Origin of the sequence: Mycobacteroides sp. LB1, assembly GCF_013449725.1 — a bacterium.
GTDB lineage: Bacteria > Actinomycetota > Actinomycetes > Mycobacteriales > Mycobacteriaceae > Mycobacterium.
In genome coordinates this window covers 232144-247883 of sequence record NZ_JACCFF010000004.1, presented here as the reverse complement: position 1 = coordinate 247883, position 15740 = coordinate 232144, and the positions used below count along the sequence as shown (strand labels likewise).

The following is a 15740-nucleotide window of genomic DNA, read 5'->3' as shown; positions in this document are numbered from 1 at the left end:
AAGTCTACAAGCTCTGGGCGAGTGTAGACAGACCGAAGCAGCCATAGCCAGGAGTTGAGACCAATGGTCCCATGTGACGTTCTCTGCAGGGCCTGTTTTATGTGACGCAGCTCTCAATGGGTGACCGTTTAGGCTGGTAGCCGTGTCTGAACTGACGATCCCCGCTGACCTGCTGCCCGCCGACGGACGCTTTGGCTGTGGCCCCTCCAAGGTGCGCCCCGAACAGCTGCAATCGCTCGTAACCGCCGGAGCCTCCCTCTTTGGTACCTCGCACCGGCAAGCACCGGTCAAGAACCTCGTCGGTCGCGTCCGCGAGGGCCTGAAGGAGCTGTTCTCGGCTCCCGATGGTTACGAGGTGATTCTCGGCAACGGCGGTTCCACCCTGTTCTGGGATGCCGCCGCCTTCGGCCTGGTCCGCGATAGGTCGCTGCACCTGACCTTCGGTGAGTTCAGCGCCAAGTTCGCCTCCTGCGTGGCGAAGAACCCGTTCGTCGGTGACCCGATCAAGGTGGTCGCCGAGCCGGGTGGCGCGCCGGCCCCCGTCTCGGATCCGTCCGCCGACGTGATCGCCTGGGCCCACAACGAGACGTCGACCGGTGTCATGGTTCCGGTACAGCGTCCCGCTGGTTCCGAGAACGCACTCGTGCTCATCGACGCCACCTCGGGTGCCGGCGGCCTGCCGGTGGATATCACCGAGGCAGACGCTTACTACTTCGCGCCGCAGAAGAACTTCGCCGGAGACGGCGGGCTGTGGCTGGCACTGATGAGCCCAGCCGCGTTGGAGCGGGTGGAGGAAATCGGTGGCAGCGGACGCTGGGTGCCAGACATCCTGTCGCTGCCGATCGCGGTGGAGAACAGCCTCAAGAACCAGACCTACAACACGCCTGCCATCGGCACGCTACTGCTGCTGGCCGATCAGATCGACTGGCTCCTGGGCAATGGCGGCCTGGATTGGGCCACCAAGCGGACCGCCGACTCGGCCTCGCGGCTGTACTCCTGGGCCGAGGCGACGTCGTACACCACGCCATTCGTGGCGGATCCGGCGCAGCGCTCACAGGTGGTGGGCACCATCGACTTCAAGGATGACGTGGACGCGGCGGCCGTTGCGAAGGTGCTGCGCGCCAACGGCGTTGTGGACACCGAGCCGTACCGCAAGCTGGGTCGCAATCAGCTGCGAGTGGCGATGTTCGCGGCCATCGACCCCGAGGACGTCTCCAAGCTGACGCAATGCGTCGACTGGGTCGTCGAGCGCCTCTGACTCACACTCGGCGGTAGTGGCTACGGCTTGCGCACAGTGAGGTCGTAGACCTCGACGTCATCGACGATCTGCTTGGTGAAGGTGTTTTGCACCCACTCCTGGACGGACTTCGAGGTCTCGCTGCCGGGAGCTCCGAACCCCTCGCCGCCACCGTCATTGCCCAGGAAATAGTGGATCTGCCCGTCGGCGACGTACTGCTGGAACTGCGCCAGGGTCGGCGACGGGTCGGTGCCGTTGAAACCACCGATGGGCATCACCGGACGGCCGGTAGCGAGCTGGTATCCGGACGCACGGTTGGAGCCGACCGCCGCGGCCACCCAGGTGTAGCGGTCGGCGTTGCCCTCCAGGGCGGCAACGATATTGGGGCCTGGGGTGCTTCCGTCCAACAGACCGCCACCGCGCTTCGAACCACGTTCGAACTCGGGTCGGTGCCTTTCCGGCATATCCGGGAACTCCGGGAAGCCGCCGCCCTTGACCTCGGGCCCGGCCGAAGGAAGCGCTCCACTCTGCGGTGTGGCGATGGTCTGGGCGGAGTACGCGATCGGACCCGCCAGTGCGACGACGATCGCCACGGCCGCGACGGCTTTCGGGTATCTGTTCACCGCAAGACCGCCCAGCGTCACTACTCCCAGGCCGAGGACCGCCCAGCGCAGCCACGGCAGGAACTCAGGTGACCGACCCAGCAGCATGCAGGACATCCCCACGGTGAGAGCCAGTGTTACCGCCAGAGCTGCTCTTACCCAGGCTTTTTCCCGCTCCCGCCAGGCCAGGGCTGACCCTGCACCCACGAGAGCGGCGACAGCGGGCGCCAGTGCCACCGAGTAGTACGGGTGGAAGATGCCTTGCATGTAGCTGAACACCGCACCCGTGGTGAATACCCACAGCCCGAACACAAGCAGCACCGCGCGCCGCGTATCCGACCGAGACTCCTTGCTTAACAGCATAATTCCCAGCACTGCGAGGACCAGCGCCGTGGGCAACAGCCAGGCGATCTGCCCGCCGAGCGCAGGCTGGAACAACCTGCCTATCCCGGGCTCGCTCCCGAAATGGCCACCGAAGCCGTACATCTCCTCACGCGGACCCGAGGCGCTGCCCTTCTCGTTACCGTTGATGCGGCCCAGGCCGTTGTAGCCAAGGGTGAGCTCCAGGATCGAGTTGTCGGGCGAACCGCCGATCCACGGGCGCGAGCCCGGTGGCCAAAGTTCCACCGTGACGATCCACCATCCCGCCGAAACCACTGCCGCTGCAGCTGATCCGACAAGTTGCGCCAGTCGCTTCCCGACGCTCACCGGGCCCGCGATCAGGTAGGTCAACGCGACGGGCGGGATGATGAGCATGACCTGCAGCTGCTTGGTCAGAAACCCGAAACCGACCAGAACCCCGACCAGAATCAGCCAGCGGGTGCGGCCGTCTTCGATGGCGCGCAACGTCGCCCACACCGCGGCGATCGTCAAGAAGACCAACAGGGCGTCCGGGTTGTTGAAACGGAACATCAGTACCGCCACCGGAGTGACCGCGAGCACCAGCCCGGCCAGCAGACCGGCCGCATGCCCGAAGTATCGGCGGACGATCACGTAGAGCAAGCCCACAGATGCCACACCGAGCAGCACCTGGGGCACCAGGATGCTCCAGCTGCTCAGTCCGAAGATGCGCACCGACAGTTCCATGAGCCACAGTGAGGCGGGTGGTTTGTCGACGGTGATCGAGTTGGCGGCATCCGAGGAGCCGAAGAACGCGGCCTTCCAGGATACCGAACCCGCTTGCACCGCAGCCGAATAAAAGGAGTTGGCCCAGCCGTTGGCGCTGAGGTTGACCAAATATGCCGCCGCGGTGCCGATCAGCAGAAGACCAACGCTGATCCGCTCCCGCGTCATCGCGTGTTCGCGCTTCGGAAGACCCATCGCAATCCGACGAATCGGACCAGCGTCGCAACAAGATTGGCCACCGTCAGCACGATCAGCAGTACGTGCTTGGCGGCATCCGGGACGAGGTGATGCATGGCGACCAGCGAACCACTGGTCAGGGCCAGCCCGATGCCGAATATGACAAGGCCCTGGAACTGGTGCTTGGCGACATTGTGCCGCCCCCGCACACCGAAGGTGAAGAATCTGTTGGCCGAGGTGTTTAGGACGGCGGTAACGAGCAGTGCCAGGAAGTTGGCGGCCTGATCCCCCACCACCCCGTGCAACACCAGAAATAGCATGGCATAGGCCAATGTGCTTGCCGCACCAATGATTCCGAACCGAACCAGCTGGCCGACCATACCGGGAGGAACACCCTCGACAAGCGGTTCGCGGCCGAGGCTGTGGCGTAGCTCTTCCAGCGGCAGGGTGCCGAGCATGAGTGCCCGACCCAGCCGCCAGATGCCGAGCAGGTCCTTGCGCACGGTGTCAACAATGTCGACGCGGCTGTCCGGGTCATCCACCCAGTCGACGGGTACCTCGTGGATGCGCAGGCCGACCCGCTCCGCGAGCACCAGGAGCTCGGTGTCGAAGAACCATTCCTTGTCCTCGACCAACGGGAGCAGTTGGCGCGCCACATCGGTGCGGATTGCCTTGAATCCGCACTGTGCGTCAGAGAACCGAACCTGCAGCGAGGCGTGCAGGATCAAGTTGTAGGTGCGTGAGATGAACTCGCGCTTGGGGCCGCGGACCACCCGCGAATTACGGTTGAGCCGCGAGCCGTAGGCGACATCCGAATGCCCCGAGATCAGCGGTGCGACAAGCGGCATCAGCGCGTTGAGGTCGGTGGACAGGTCCACATCGCAGTAGGCGACGACCTCGGCATCCGAAGACAGCCAGGCCGCAGCCAGGGCCCGTCCCCGCCCCTTCTCCTCGAGGTGCAGCACGTCGACGTCGTCGAGCTCGTCGGCAAGCCGATGCGCGATCTGCAGGGTGCGATCGGTGCTGGCGTTGTCGGCGATGGTGATGCGTGCCGTGTACGGAACCTCGTTGGCCAGGAACGCATGCAGGCGGCGCACGCAGGGCTCCAGGTCGTTCTCCTCGTTGTACACCGGGATCACGATGTCGAGGGTCGTCGCGAGTATCGCGGTAGGCGCCGTCTTGATGTCGATCGGCTGCATCACACTGGTCACGACAGAAACAATGGTTGCCGGGGCTCCGGTGTCACTGGGTTGCCGCTGCGAGTCTCCTGTGAACGCCGCGACGGAACCGGGCGCATTCCGTATGCTCGGACCACGAAGTTCGTTGGTCATGCTCAAACCCACATAGGGGTCCGTATATGGGAGTGATCACCGCGATCGGACGTGCCGGTGCAGGTGTGGCGGCAGTCATGCTGACCGGCGGCGCCTTGGTGGCAGCCATCGTCGGCTCACCCGACGCGTCGGCAGCCGCCGAGTGTCCGCAGGGCATGACCTATGACATGTCGATGGATCTGTGCGTGCCGATCGGGATGTCCTTTGATTCGAGCTTCTCGCCACCGATCAGCGGCTGCGGGACGGCGGGAACTCCGAAGATATGCCGTGGTCCGGTACCGCGGCCACCGCATCCGCCGACTGCCCCCGCACCCGCGCCGGACGGTGGTAAATGGCCCGGCAGGTATGGGCCGACGTGATGTCGGCCGAACACAGCAGTAGGTACCTGTTGCCCGAAAAGGAGTTGTCATGAGGCTTGTGAATGAACACACCCGCCGTGCAGGGCTTTTGGCTGGTATCGGGGTTACGGCGGCGATACTCGGCGGGGTGCCACAGGCCGCCGCCGAGCCCGAGCCGGCACCGCCCGTCATCAATTGCGATGCGGCCGGGTACCAACGAGTCGCTGCCGGGGTGGCTCTCACGACAGCCGATTACATGGACGAACACCCCGACGTCCGAGACGCGTACACGGCAGTGAAATCGGATGCGGTGCGGCCGAACGAACAGGTCCTCCAGTACCTGAAGGCCCACCCGGACGTGGCGGCAGACATTGCACGTCTACGACAACCGTTGAAAGATCTCATGATTCGTTGCGGATGGGCGGTCGAGGCATCCGAACGTTAGAACACCGGTAGGACCCGACGCCACCCCGGGCTAGGTTGGCACGTGTGACGGAGCCACCCACCGACGACGAGAACCGGTCGATCGACTACCGATTCACCCTGGCCAACGAACGCACATTTCTATCGTGGATCCGCACCGCGCTCGGTCTACTCGCGGGAGGCGTAGCGGTCCAGACCCTCGTCCAACCGTTTCATCACTCCGGCGTCCGGCATGTGCTCGCGGCCTCCTGTCTGGCGCTCGCGGTGGTGGTATCGATCGGCGCCTACTTCCACTGGCGCGATGTCAAGGAACGGATGGACCGGGCCCAACCTCTCCGGGGCACCATGCTGGTGCCCCTGCTCGCCGTCAGCATCGGGTTGGTCGCGATCCTCGCGTCGATTGCGGTCTTCTACCGATGACGCGGGCCCACGAGACCAACGCCGCCGAGCGCACCGCGCTGGCCTGGCGCCGCACCGGATTGGCCGCCGCCGGAACTGCCGCTGTGCTCATGACCCATGCGCTCATCAACAAGCAGACCGCGGGGGCGTCATTGATCGCATCAGCGGTCGTGCTCGGGATCGTCGCGATCAGCACGGTGCGTCATTACTCGCTGGCCCGCGGGCACTGGTACCACGGCGGCAAGGTCATCGCGCTGACCACCGTGACGACGGTCGCGGTAGCCCTGCTGTCAGCAGGTATAGACATTTCAAATCTGGTTACGTAGGTATACCCGCGTTCCGCGGACCGCGTTCCGTTATCGCCCCATACTTTGTCCTGTTCGGCTCCACCCCCATCACACATAAGGAGAACGCTATGAAGCGTGGGCTTGTGGTCGCCATTGGCGGCGCGGCGATTATCGCCGCAGGTTTGGTCGGCTGTTCGAGCGATAAGGACAAGTCCGAAACCAAGGGCACCACGGTGAGTGGCAATGGAGGCTCCGTCGCCACCAACAGCACTGCCAAGGTTGTCATCGACGGCAAGGAGCAGAAGCTCGAGGGATCCGTGGCCTGCACCGCCGCCGGCGGCAAGTTCAACATCGCCATCGGCAGCGGAATGCAAGCTGTCGCGGCCGTGCTGAGCGAAGGCGATGCACCCAGCGTGACGTCGGTGGGCCTCGGCAACATCAACGGCGTCACGCTCGGCTACGCCGAGGGCGCGCCGGGCGGCAAGGCCACCGCGAAGAAGGATGGCAAGAAGTACAACATCAGCGGCACGGCAACCGGCGTCGACATGGCCAACCCCATGCAGCCTGTCGAGAAGCCGTTCGAAATCGAAGTCACCTGCCCATAGCGGCAACGAGATATCGGCCTAGCCGGGCAGCACTTGTGTTGCCCGGCTAGTCTTTTCCAGAGACCACAGGGGGCAGCGTGAAACACATATCCATGGCCATCCTCGGGGCGGCAGTGCTCGCTGCAGGACTGACCGGGTGCTCCAAAAGCACGGGTATCACGAGGATCTCGGGCACCTCTGTCGACGGAATGCCCAACACCGGACCGGTACGCGGCGCCACACCAACCAGTCCCGGTAAGCCGAAGGGCGCGACCGCAACGATAAGTGTCGACGGGAAGACGGTGCAGACCGACGCTCCCACCAGATGTTCGCCGGGCCCCGATCACGGGGTATTCATCACCATCGGGAAAGTCACCGACGATCGTGGGGTGATCCTCAAGGGCGATCCCCCGACTGTCGATGCCGTCAATCTGGGTGATGTCAACGGCACCCGGTACATCTACATCGAAAGTCTCCCGCATAAGGGTGAGGTCGCCACCGCAACCAAGGACGGGGATCGCTACACCGTCGAGGGCACGATCATGGGCTTCAACAAATCATCGATGAAGAACGCCGGGACCAAGCCGTTCCGGGTCGACGCGGCGTGCCCCCGATAGCAAACAACATCTGCCACTTGCGTCACATAGCGCGAAGTGTCCGCAAAAGCAAGTAGCCCCCACCCCCGCGTGTCACCACGGAATGGCCCTCTACCTGCATTAAGGTCCCGAAGAACTGGGTCATCCAGGCCAGGGCGAGGAGGGCATCATGCGCGAACTAAAAGTCATCGGCCTATCAGTCGACGGCAAGCGAGTGATCTGCCAGGACGCCAACAGCGCCGACAAGTTCGCGATTGACGCCGACGACCGACTCCGTGCCGCCGCACGCGGTGATTTGTCCCGTCTGGGGCAGATTCAGATCGAAATGGAGAGCTCGTTGCGACCCCGGGAAATTCAGGCTCGCATCCGTGCCGGCGCCACCGTCGAACAGGTCGCCTCCACCGCCGGAGTCGACGTATCGCGGATTGAACGGTTCGCCCATCCCGTATTACTGGAACGACAGCGCGCGGCCCAGATGGCCAGCGCGGCCCACCCCGTCCGCAATGACGGCCCCACGGTCAACACGCTATCCGACACCGTGGCCGGCGCGATGTTCGCACGCGGACTCGACCCCGACGGCATCGAATGGGACGCGTGGAAGGTCGAGGACGGACGCTGGACCGTCCAGTTGCAATGGCGTGCCGGGCGGTCAGACAACAAGGCTCATTACCGGTTCACTCCCGGAGCCCACGGCGGCACCGTGACCGCACTCGACGATTCCGCGCGCGAGTTGATCGACCCGACGTTCACGCGCAGCCTGCGCCCCGTCGCACCAGTGGCTCCCCTGCTCCCCGATCCCGAGCCGGAGTTGTTCAACGAGCACCGCGCGCCGCAACGTGATCGCGAACCCGTCCGCGAACCCGTCCGCGAGCCCGAACCCGTGGTCGCCCACGAGCAAGCCGACACCCAGTCGGTCCCCGCACCTCGACGCTCACGGCGGAACAAGCCTGCAGTGCCGACATGGGAAGACGTACTGCTGGGCGTTCGCTCCGGCGGCCAGAACTAGCGGCCGACGGATCCAGCCCGCGGGCCGGACACCGCGCTGCGGTCTAGGTGATCAGCGCGGTTGCCACGGCGGCCACCCATCCGCCAGCGATTCCGATCGCGATACCCAGCACGAACCACCGCAACACCGGGCGCTCCCGCCAACCCCATAAAGTCGGCGAAAGGCCGGCCACTGCAACGATATTGAGCAGTACGGCCCACAGCGGGTGCACATGCACCAGCCCGAGACTCAGCACCACCACACCGACCGCGACCACCACGGCCACACACATCGCCGACACGATCCCCTCAGCCCACGGCGTGTCGGCGCTGCCCGATGGTCTTCCCGCAAGCTCGGCGCGCCTCCCGCTTACGGGGGCCTCATCGGCACTCATGGCGCGAGCCTAGCGCGTTCATAGAAGGCCAGCGCCGCAGCGGTCGCGACGTTCAACGAGTCGGTGCCGTTAGCCATCGGGATGCGCACCCGCACATCGCTGGCACGCAGCGCGACGTCGGTCAATCCCGGCCCCTCGGCGCCCACCATCAACGCCACCTTCTCGTCCCGCAAGGGCGGTATCGCTTCGGCCAGCGCCCGCGAGTTACCGGCAGGCGTCATCGCCAGCAACCGGAATCCATTGTCCCGCAACCGGTACAATGACTTCGGCCATTCCGGAAGACGCGCGAACGGCACCAACAGCGCGTGCCCCATCGACACGCGAACCGCCCGCCGGTACAGCGGGTCGGCGCATCCACTGCCGAAGAACACGGCATCCACCCCCATCCCGGCGGCGTTGCGGAAAATCGAGCCCAGATTCTCGTGGTCGTTGACACCCTCCAACACCGCAACCGTGCGTGCGCTCTCCATCAGCTCGGCGGCCGCCAATTCCTCGGGACGCCGCGATGCCGCCAGAACCCCACGGTTGAGATGAAACCCGACGACTTCCGCCATCACCTCGGCACTTGCCCGGTAGTACGGCACGTCGACCGACTCGAGATCACCTGCCAGCTCGGTCAATCGGCGGTCCGTGCCCAACAATGCGAAGGGGGCGAAACGCGAGGCCAGCATGCGCTGCACGACCAGTACACCCTCGGCGATCACCAGACCCTTGCCGCTGGGCAGATCGGGCCGGCGGTCGACGCTATTGAGATCACGGAAGCTGTCGAGCCGCGGGTCCGCTGCGTTGTCTACATCAACGACCAGCATCTAGCCCCGCCTTGCCAGCGGCGTCGGCTCACACACCGGGGTTGCGGCGGGAGCGGGCGGAACGACATCGTCGGTCTCCGGAATCTCCTCGACGACAACCGGACACGGATGACGGCGCAGATACGCCGCACACGCCAATCCGGCGGCCACCGACACCACCCCGCCGACCAACAGCGGCATCCGTCCTCCATGAAGATCGGCCAACCAACCCACCAACGGACTACCCAGCGGGGTACCACCCAGGAACGCCACCATGTAAATGCCCATCACCCTTCCCCGAAGTTGCGAATCCACGGACAGCTGAATGATATTCATCGCCGCGGTGGTGAAGGTGAGCGCAAGCAGCCCCGTCGGGATGAGCGCGACGGCCACCGCGAAATAGGTCGGCATCACACTGACCACTGACTCGGAAATTCCGAAAGCTATTGCCGCGCTGAAGAACAACCGTAGCCGCACCTTCTTGGTGCGGCGGGCCGCCATAGTCGCACCAAGAAGCGTGCCGATCGCCAGGGACGTGGACAGCAGACCGTACGACTCCGCACCCTGACCAAAGGTCTCCCGCGCCAAAACCGCGAGCGACAACGAGAAGTTGAGCCCGAAAGTCGACACCAGGAACACCGTCAGCATGATCATCGTCAGATCGCGCCGGTGCCAGACATAGGAGAACCCTTGGCGTAGTTGGCCCTTTGCCGGCGGAACCGGGTCACTGGTGCGCAGTTCGTCTGGATTCATACGCCACAGCGCGATCCCCACGCCGATGAAGCTGACGAAGTTCAGCAGGAAGACCCAGCCGGTCCCGATCATCCCGATCAGCACCCCGGAGATCGCCGGGCCGACGATGCCGGCCAGGTTGAACACCATCGAATTGAGCCCCACGGCATTGGGGAGGTGTTCGGGGCCCACCATCTCGATGGTGAAGGACTGCCGCGTGGGCGCCTCGATCGACGCCGCGCAACCCATCGCGAACGCGACGGTCATCACGTGCCAGATCTGCACCAGCCCGGTGACCTGCAGGACACCCACAGTCAGTGCGCAGAGAGCCATCAGTGTCTGGGTGAACATCAGCATTCGCCGCTTGTCGTAGCGATCGGCCAACACCCCGCCCCACGCCGACAACAGCAGCGTCGGTCCGAATTGCAGCGCCATCACCACACCCAGCAGGAAGGCATTGCCGTGCGAAAGGTCCAGCACCAGCCAGTCCTGCGCCACACGCTGCATCCAGGTGCCGATGAGCGACACCATCTGGCCACTGATCCACAGCCGGTAGTTACGTGTGCGCAGCGATACGAATATCCCGCCGCGATCTGCCACAGGAGATCATTTTAGAGACTAACGAGATTGTCAGCTAACCGTTTTCATTGACCAGCGCCGACAACAGGTCGGTCGCCTCCCGCAGCACCGTTCGTTGCTCCGGGGTGAAATCGGTCAGGTGCTCACGCAGCCATTCCTCGCGGGCACTGCGATCGGCCTGAACGATGTCGGCGCCTGCCTCCGAAAGCGAGACAACAACCTGGCGTCCGTCGGTCGGATGCGCCGAGCGCTCCACCATCCCGAGCTCGGCCAGCGAGGCGATCACCCGCGTCATCGACGGCGGCTGCACGCGCTCGCGGGCGGCCAGCGCACCTGGCGTCATTGCGCCCTCATTGAGCAATGTGGCCAATGCCGATAACTGCGTCAGGGAGACCGGGGATTCAGCTCGACGAAACCTCAGATGCCGGGCCAGGCGGATGACAACGAGCGACAGATCGCTGGCCAGCCGGGCATCGGGGTCGCTCACGGCCCAAACCTTACTGCACGTCCAGGGCTTTCACAGGGACAAACCCGACTAGCGCCCCACCCACCGTCGCGCCGTGCGTATGCTGCGCATCTAGTGGACACCCCCGCGCCCCAACCGCCCCCGCTCCCGGCCGCACTGCTCAATCCGTGGCCGGTCGTCGTGGCAGGCACCGTGCTGTGGGTGATCGCCAACATCCTTGCCTTCACCATCCCTGCGTTCGAGGGCTGGCGTCCCATCACGCTCGCCGGGCTCGGTACCGGCGCCCTCGGCACCACCATCGTCCTGCTGCAAGTGCGCGCGGCCCGGCGCGGTTCACGCGGCGCACAAACCGGCTTGTAGCCCGAATCCAACGTCAGACCCCAGAAAGAGAAGGAATCCTCATGCCCAACGCATCACTGCTGGAAGCCGCCGTCGAGATCAACGCGCCCGTGGACACGGTGTGGGGTTTGATCGCCGACTTCGACAACATGCCGCGCTGGAGCCCCCAGACCCGCAAGATGTTCGTCCGCGGCCCCGTCCAGTCGGGCACCAATGTCATCAACTACAACCGCAAGGGCTGGAAGGTGTGGCCGACACGGGCCGTACTGACCGCCGTCGAGCCCAACAAGCGACTTGCCTGGTTCATCAAGGACAACCTGAGCGAGTGGAGCTACGAACTCGAGCCCACCGCACAAGGAGGCACCAGGATCGTCGAGCGCCGGGTGCTGGGTGACAAACGGTCGGCCGTTTCCACCAATCTGCAGAACCTGATGTTCGGCGGCACCGAGGTATTCGACGAGGTGCTGCTCGAGGGCATGCGGACCTCGCTGTCGAAGATCAAGGCCGCCGCGGAAGGGGCCTAGTCCCTAAACGCCGAGTGCGGGCGTGACGCGGTTTTCGTGCCCGATTTCCGCGTCAGGCTCGCGCTCGGTGGCGGGCGTCAGGCGTCGACGTCCAGGACGCCGTCGTCGAAGGGCTCGTACAACGGCGTTGCCGAGTTGACCGGCTGCGGCGTATCCGAATGGGCACCGCACCCGTACTCGATGTGTACGACGCGACCGTCAGCCGACATCGAATTGGCGCACACGCCGAACGCGACACCCAGCGATCCGCCCAGCGGCAGATAAAAACCGCAGGACCGGCACACCCTGCGGGTGGCACGCGCCATCTCGGTATCCGGGCCCCAATTGCCGTCGAACCAGCGCTGCGCGGCATCGAGGCGACCGGTGAGGCTCAGCACCTGCTTGCGCCCTAGCCCAATCTCACCCGCAGTCTCGGTGACCTCCGGATCCCCGCCGTCGGTGTATCCGGGCACCAGACGATGATCATTCGGCGGCGGCGCGAGCAAGTCACCCGGGCCCAGGTCACCCGGGCGGATGCGCTCATCCCAGGGCACCCAGTTCGGAGCGCGTAGCGCCTCCGTGCCGGGAACGAGCACCACCTCACTAACGGTCGCGGCCCTGGCACCAGGTGCCGCGGCCATCACCACCTCCCAGTGCCACCCGCGATATCCCGGCAGGTCGGCCTCGAAACGGTGGGTCAACGCATGTAGATCGGCGTCCTCGGAGGAGGCCCCGAGGTATTTGCCCACGGTCTCCCCACTGAACTCGATAACGGCAGTACGCGCCTGCTCAATACAGCTGTAGAGGGCGTCGTGGCCGGAGATAGTGATGTCCATCGCTGATCATCTTCTCACCGTGAGGGACAATCGACACATGCGGGAGACGGATGGGCCGCCTGCGCGAGGACAATCGGATTACGCGCGGTTCGGGAAGCGCCAGGACGGTAGTGGCTCCCAGCCAGGTCAGCGCGGTCAGGATTCCCCGAAATCCGACGCACGCGATGCCAACTCCCACCCCGGTATGGCCAACTACCCGACGGGCGGCTCCAACCGGGACCCTCTTCGCGCAAGCGGCTCATCGACGCGGGACCCTCTTCGCGCAAGCGGCTCATCGACGCGGGACCCTCTTCGCGCAAGCGGCTCATCGAACCGCTACCTGCCACCTTTAGGGGAAGAACGCCGTGAGCGGCCGCGGCGACGGCCCCCGACCGAGCACGAGGCCCCGTCGAAGCTGACCGTCACCCGCGTCGCCGCGATGCGCAGCCGTGAGATGGGCTCCCGCATGTACGGGCTGTTCCACAAGGCCGCCACCGCTGACGGTGCTGACAAGTCGGGCCTGACCGCGCTCACCTATCCGGTCATGGCCAATTTCGCGGTGGACGCCGCGATGGCAGTGGCCCTTGCCAACACGCTCTTTTTCGCCGCCGCCACCGCCGAATCCAAGAGCAAGGTGGCGTTGTATCTGCTCATCACCATCGCACCGTTCGCTGTCATCGCCCCGCTGATCGGTCCCGCGCTGGACCGTCTGCAACACGGGCGCCGGGTTGCGCTGGCCGCCTCGTTCGGGCTGCGCGCCGTGCTCGCGGTCATCATGATCGCCAACTACGACACCGCCAGCGGCAATTTCCCGCCTTGGGTGTTGTATCCATGCGCATTGTCAATGCTGGTGCTGTCCAAATCCTTTGGTGTATTACGTGGCGCGGTGACACCACGCGTGCTGCCCCCAACCATCGACCTGGTGCGAGTCAATTCCCGACTCACCACCTTCGGCCTGGTCGGCGGGACCATTGTGGGCGGAGCCATCGCCGCGGGCTTCGAACTCGCGTTTACTCGGCTATTTCATTTACCCGGAGCGCTTTTCGTCATCATCGCGGCCGCGGCGGTGGGCGCCTGGGCATCCATGCGCATCCCGAAGTGGGTCGAGGTAACCGCCGGTGAGGTGCCCACCACCTTTGGCTATCACGGCGACGACGGCGAACACCCGACCGTGTTGTTGCGACGCTCTCATAAGCAGCAGGACAAGATCCGCCAGCCACTGGGCCGCAACATCATCACCGCGCTATGGGGCAACGGCACCATCAAGGTGATGGTGGGATTCCTCACCCTCTACCCGGCATTCGTCGCTAAATCCCATGACGCGCATGGCTTCCAACAGCTCGCGATACTGGGAATGATCGGCGCGGCCGCAGCCATCGGCAATTTCGCCGGCAACGCCACCAGTGCCCGGCTCAAGCTCGGCCGTCCCGCCCTGCTCGTGGTGCGCTGCGCCAGCGCGGTGACGGTAGTGGCATTGGCGGCGGCGATGGCGGGCGTCCTGGCGGTCGTGGTGTTCGCGACACTGGTGACCTCGGGAGTCAGCGCCATCGCGAAGGCCTCCTTGGACGCCTCGCTGCAGGACGACCTGCCCGAGGAATCCCGTGCGTCGGCGTTCGGGCGGTCCGAGGCGCTGCTGCAGCTGTCCTGGGTGCTCGGCGGCGCGATCGGCGTGATGATCTACACCGATCTGTGGGTGGGGTTCACCGTGGTGTCGGCGGTGCTCATCCTCGGCCTGGCGCAGACGCTGGCCAGTTTCCGTGGCGCATCACTGATTCCGGGCCTGGGCGGCAACCGCCCGGTGATGGCCGAACAAGAGGGTGGCAAGGTAATCGCGTGAAGATGAAGCTGGCGGCACTTGCCGTCGTCTTGGTGCTGACGGCCGCGGCCATGGTCGGGTTCATCGCCTGGCAGCTGCGCGAGTACAGGGAAGGCCCGAAGGAGCGGCCCGAGATCAGCGCGTTCACCCACGGCACGCTGGTGCGGGTTGCGCCGCTGCTCTACTGCGACCGGACACTCACCGATTGTGACCCGCCAGGCCGTATCGCCGAGCTTCCCGTGAACAGCATTGAACCCGTTCAGCTTTCGGTTGATGGGCAGATCGCCAAGGGCCCGTGGTCGGTCAAGCCGGTGTACGCCGACCTGACAGACCCGTCGATCAAGTACGCCGACGAGACCATTCATCGGGATCACCGCACGGCAGTCACCGTGCCCACCGTCAACGATTCCGGGAGGAAACTGGTGGGGATTGAGGTATCGGTGCCGACGGTCGGCGTCAACGAGCTCGGCGAGCAGGTCTTCCGTGCGCGCGCCATCTGGTCCGTGGCGACGGTCTGGAAGAACTAACCCCTGAAGCGATAGCCCGCGCGCACCTCGGCATCAAGATGCTCGGTGGAGTAGCTCAACGCGGTCCGACCCATGGCTGCGGCATTCACGTCCAGATACCCGAGAAGCATCTCTGGGCCGCAACGCTTTCCGGCCTCGCGCAGCATCCAGCCGTAAGCCTTTTGGATGAGGTCACGACGGTCTTCGATCACCAAAGGTGCCACGGCAAGCAGGGGTTGCACATCACCGCGTTTGGTGAAGGCGAACGTGCCGATGATACCCACCCGTCGACGCCACAGGTCGCCCTCGGCGGCCAGCTCCAGCAGTAGCGAATAGTCCTGGCCGACAAGCCATTCGCCAAGGATCTGCTCAGCCGAGGAATCGACCAGATCCCAGTTGTTCACCCGGCCGGCGCGGACCTGTTCGAGATAGGTGTCCGCCCAGTCCTGCCGCTGCGCACCCTTGGCATGTTCGAACTCCCAGACCGCGAGGATCAGCGCCGTCAATCGGTGCTCGTGTACCCCGCTGGCCAGAAGCCGCGTCACCTCATTGCGCCCGATGCCACGGAACTGCCGCGCCAGCGTGCGCTGAGCCGGCACGGACACACCCACGAAGACGTCACCTTCGCCGTATTCACCCGGCCCGGTCTTGAAGAACCGGGCCGATTTCTTGGCACGGTCCGGATCACCCATGGCGTCCAGCGCCGCCATCACATCCT

The 15740-nt window shown here is 64.9% G+C and carries 20 protein-coding genes; 12 read left to right on the top strand and 8 right to left on the bottom strand.

Annotation, left to right across the window (positions count from 1 at the left end):
- Positions 1-142 precede the first annotated feature (142 nt).
- Positions 143-1258 carry a phosphoserine transaminase gene (serC, locus tag MLB1_RS17440; protein ID WP_180751099.1) on the top strand — a complete coding sequence of 372 codons (1116 nt, stop codon included), beginning with the start codon at positions 143-145 and terminating at the stop codon, positions 1256-1258.
- Between the two features lie 20 nt (positions 1259-1278).
- Here the strand turns inward: serC and MLB1_RS17435 are convergent, their stop codons facing one another.
- Positions 1279-3159, bottom strand: coding sequence for a glycosyltransferase family 39 protein (locus MLB1_RS17435; protein ID WP_180751098.1), 1881 nt, complete (start codon positions 3157-3159; stop codon positions 1279-1281).
- Positions 3129-4352, bottom strand: a complete 1224-nt coding sequence (locus MLB1_RS17430) for a bifunctional glycosyltransferase family 2/GtrA family protein (protein WP_180751097.1) — start codon at positions 4350-4352, stop codon at positions 3129-3131. The genes MLB1_RS17435 and MLB1_RS17430 overlap by 31 nt, the downstream gene beginning before the upstream one ends.
- Before the next feature lie 146 nt (positions 4353-4498).
- Between MLB1_RS17430 and MLB1_RS17425 the strand changes: the two genes are divergently transcribed.
- The 7 genes from MLB1_RS17425 (at position 4499) to sepH (ending at position 8105) form a co-directional block, all read left to right on the top strand.
- Complete coding sequence (locus MLB1_RS17425) at positions 4499-4831, top strand: hypothetical protein (protein WP_180751096.1); 333 nt, start codon at positions 4499-4501, stop codon at positions 4829-4831.
- Between the two features lie 49 nt (positions 4832-4880).
- Positions 4881-5255 carry a hemophore-related protein gene (locus MLB1_RS17420; protein ID WP_180751095.1) on the top strand — a complete coding sequence of 125 codons (375 nt, stop codon included), beginning with the start codon at positions 4881-4883 and terminating at the stop codon, positions 5253-5255.
- A 44-nt stretch (positions 5256-5299) separates the two neighbouring features.
- Positions 5300-5653, top strand: a complete 354-nt coding sequence (locus MLB1_RS17415; RefSeq protein ID WP_180751094.1) for a DUF202 domain-containing protein — start codon at positions 5300-5302, stop codon at positions 5651-5653.
- Positions 5650-5958, top strand: coding sequence for a DUF202 domain-containing protein (locus MLB1_RS17410; protein ID WP_180751093.1), 309 nt, complete (start codon positions 5650-5652; stop codon positions 5956-5958). The genes MLB1_RS17415 and MLB1_RS17410 overlap by 4 nt, the downstream gene beginning before the upstream one ends.
- Before the next feature lie 89 nt (positions 5959-6047).
- On the top strand, positions 6048-6524 hold the full coding sequence (locus MLB1_RS17405) for a lipoprotein LpqH (protein ID WP_180751092.1): 477 nt from the start codon (positions 6048-6050) through the stop codon (positions 6522-6524).
- Positions 6525-6601: 77 nt separating this feature from the next.
- Entirely contained in the window at positions 6602-7120 is a 519-nt protein-coding gene (locus tag MLB1_RS17400; protein WP_180751091.1) for a lipoprotein LpqH, read from the top strand.
- Between the two features lie 148 nt (positions 7121-7268).
- Positions 7269-8105, top strand: a complete 837-nt coding sequence (sepH, locus tag MLB1_RS17395) for a septation protein SepH (RefSeq protein ID WP_180751090.1) — start codon at positions 7269-7271, stop codon at positions 8103-8105.
- Positions 8106-8148: 43 nt separating this feature from the next.
- Here the strand turns inward: sepH and MLB1_RS17390 are convergent, their stop codons facing one another.
- Genes MLB1_RS17390 through MLB1_RS17375 form a run of 4 tightly spaced genes read right to left on the bottom strand, consistent with a single transcriptional unit; the run spans position 8149 to position 11064 of the window.
- Complete coding sequence (locus tag MLB1_RS17390; protein ID WP_180751089.1) at positions 8149-8478, bottom strand: DUF2537 domain-containing protein; 330 nt, start codon at positions 8476-8478, stop codon at positions 8149-8151.
- Positions 8475-9287, bottom strand: a complete 813-nt coding sequence (locus tag MLB1_RS17385; protein WP_180751088.1) for an RNA methyltransferase — start codon at positions 9285-9287, stop codon at positions 8475-8477. Before MLB1_RS17385 ends, MLB1_RS17390 begins: the two co-directional genes overlap by 4 nt.
- Positions 9288-10598, bottom strand: a complete 1311-nt coding sequence (locus MLB1_RS17380) for an MFS transporter (protein ID WP_180751087.1) — start codon at positions 10596-10598, stop codon at positions 9288-9290.
- A 34-nt stretch (positions 10599-10632) separates the two neighbouring features.
- On the bottom strand, positions 10633-11064 hold the full coding sequence (locus MLB1_RS17375; protein ID WP_180751086.1) for a MarR family transcriptional regulator: 432 nt from the start codon (positions 11062-11064) through the stop codon (positions 10633-10635).
- 93 nt (positions 11065-11157) lie between these two features.
- Between MLB1_RS17375 and MLB1_RS17370 the strand changes: the two genes are divergently transcribed.
- The gene (locus tag MLB1_RS17370; RefSeq protein ID WP_180751085.1) at positions 11158-11403 is read left to right on the top strand and encodes a DUF2530 domain-containing protein; all 246 of its coding nucleotides are present in this window, start codon (positions 11158-11160) and stop codon (positions 11401-11403) included.
- 41 nt (positions 11404-11444) lie between these two features.
- Positions 11445-11906: an SRPBCC family protein gene (locus MLB1_RS17365; protein WP_180751084.1), complete on the top strand. Its 462-nt coding sequence runs from the start codon at positions 11445-11447 to the stop codon at positions 11904-11906.
- Positions 11907-11983: 77 nt separating this feature from the next.
- On the opposite strand, the gene MLB1_RS17360 is transcribed toward MLB1_RS17365, so the two are convergent.
- Entirely contained in the window at positions 11984-12721 is a 738-nt protein-coding gene (locus MLB1_RS17360; protein ID WP_180751083.1) for a DUF3027 domain-containing protein, read from the bottom strand.
- Positions 12722-12758: 37 nt separating this feature from the next.
- Between MLB1_RS17360 and MLB1_RS17355 the strand changes: the two genes are divergently transcribed.
- Positions 12759-14537, top strand: coding sequence for an MFS transporter (locus tag MLB1_RS17355; RefSeq protein ID WP_371750639.1), 1779 nt, complete (start codon positions 12759-12761; stop codon positions 14535-14537).
- On the top strand, positions 14534-15043 hold the full coding sequence (locus tag MLB1_RS17350) for a DUF2771 domain-containing protein (RefSeq protein WP_180751081.1): 510 nt from the start codon (positions 14534-14536) through the stop codon (positions 15041-15043). The genes MLB1_RS17355 and MLB1_RS17350 overlap by 4 nt, the downstream gene beginning before the upstream one ends.
- Here the strand turns inward: MLB1_RS17350 and MLB1_RS17345 are convergent.
- The gene (locus tag MLB1_RS17345) at positions 15040-15732 is read right to left on the bottom strand and encodes a DNA alkylation repair protein (RefSeq protein ID WP_180751080.1); all 693 of its coding nucleotides are present in this window, start codon (positions 15730-15732) and stop codon (positions 15040-15042) included. The genes MLB1_RS17350 and MLB1_RS17345 overlap by 4 nt on opposite strands.
- Between the last annotated feature and the right edge of the window lie 8 nt (positions 15733-15740).

Bases quoted from the DNA above. Each gene is read 5' to 3' on its own strand.
- MLB1_RS17390 (WP_180751089.1), bottom strand. From the start codon at position 8,478: ATGAGTGCCGATGAGGCCCCCGTAAGCGGGAGGCGCGCCGAGCTTGCG.
- MLB1_RS17435 (WP_180751098.1), bottom strand. From the start codon at position 3,159: ATGGGTCTTCCGAAGCGCGAACACGCGATGACGCGGGAGCGGATCAGC.
- MLB1_RS17355 (WP_371750639.1), top strand. From the start codon at position 12,759: ATGCGGGAGACGGATGGGCCGCCTGCGCGAGGACAATCGGATTACGCG.
- MLB1_RS17425 (WP_180751096.1), top strand. From the start codon at position 4,499: ATGGGAGTGATCACCGCGATCGGACGTGCCGGTGCAGGTGTGGCGGCA.
- MLB1_RS17345 (WP_180751080.1), bottom strand. From the start codon at position 15,732: ATGGCGGCGCTGGACGCCATGGGTGATCCGGACCGTGCCAAGAAATCG.
- MLB1_RS17405 (WP_180751092.1), top strand. From the start codon at position 6,048: ATGAAGCGTGGGCTTGTGGTCGCCATTGGCGGCGCGGCGATTATCGCC.
- sepH (WP_180751090.1), top strand. From the start codon at position 7,269: ATGCGCGAACTAAAAGTCATCGGCCTATCAGTCGACGGCAAGCGAGTG.
- MLB1_RS17385 (WP_180751088.1), bottom strand. From the start codon at position 9,287: ATGCTGGTCGTTGATGTAGACAACGCAGCGGACCCGCGGCTCGACAGC.
- MLB1_RS17410 (WP_180751093.1), top strand. From the start codon at position 5,650: ATGACGCGGGCCCACGAGACCAACGCCGCCGAGCGCACCGCGCTGGCC.
- MLB1_RS17420 (WP_180751095.1), top strand. From the start codon at position 4,881: ATGAGGCTTGTGAATGAACACACCCGCCGTGCAGGGCTTTTGGCTGGT.
- MLB1_RS17360 (WP_180751083.1), bottom strand. From the start codon at position 12,721: ATGGACATCACTATCTCCGGCCACGACGCCCTCTACAGCTGTATTGAG.
- MLB1_RS17365 (WP_180751084.1), top strand. From the start codon at position 11,445: ATGCCCAACGCATCACTGCTGGAAGCCGCCGTCGAGATCAACGCGCCC.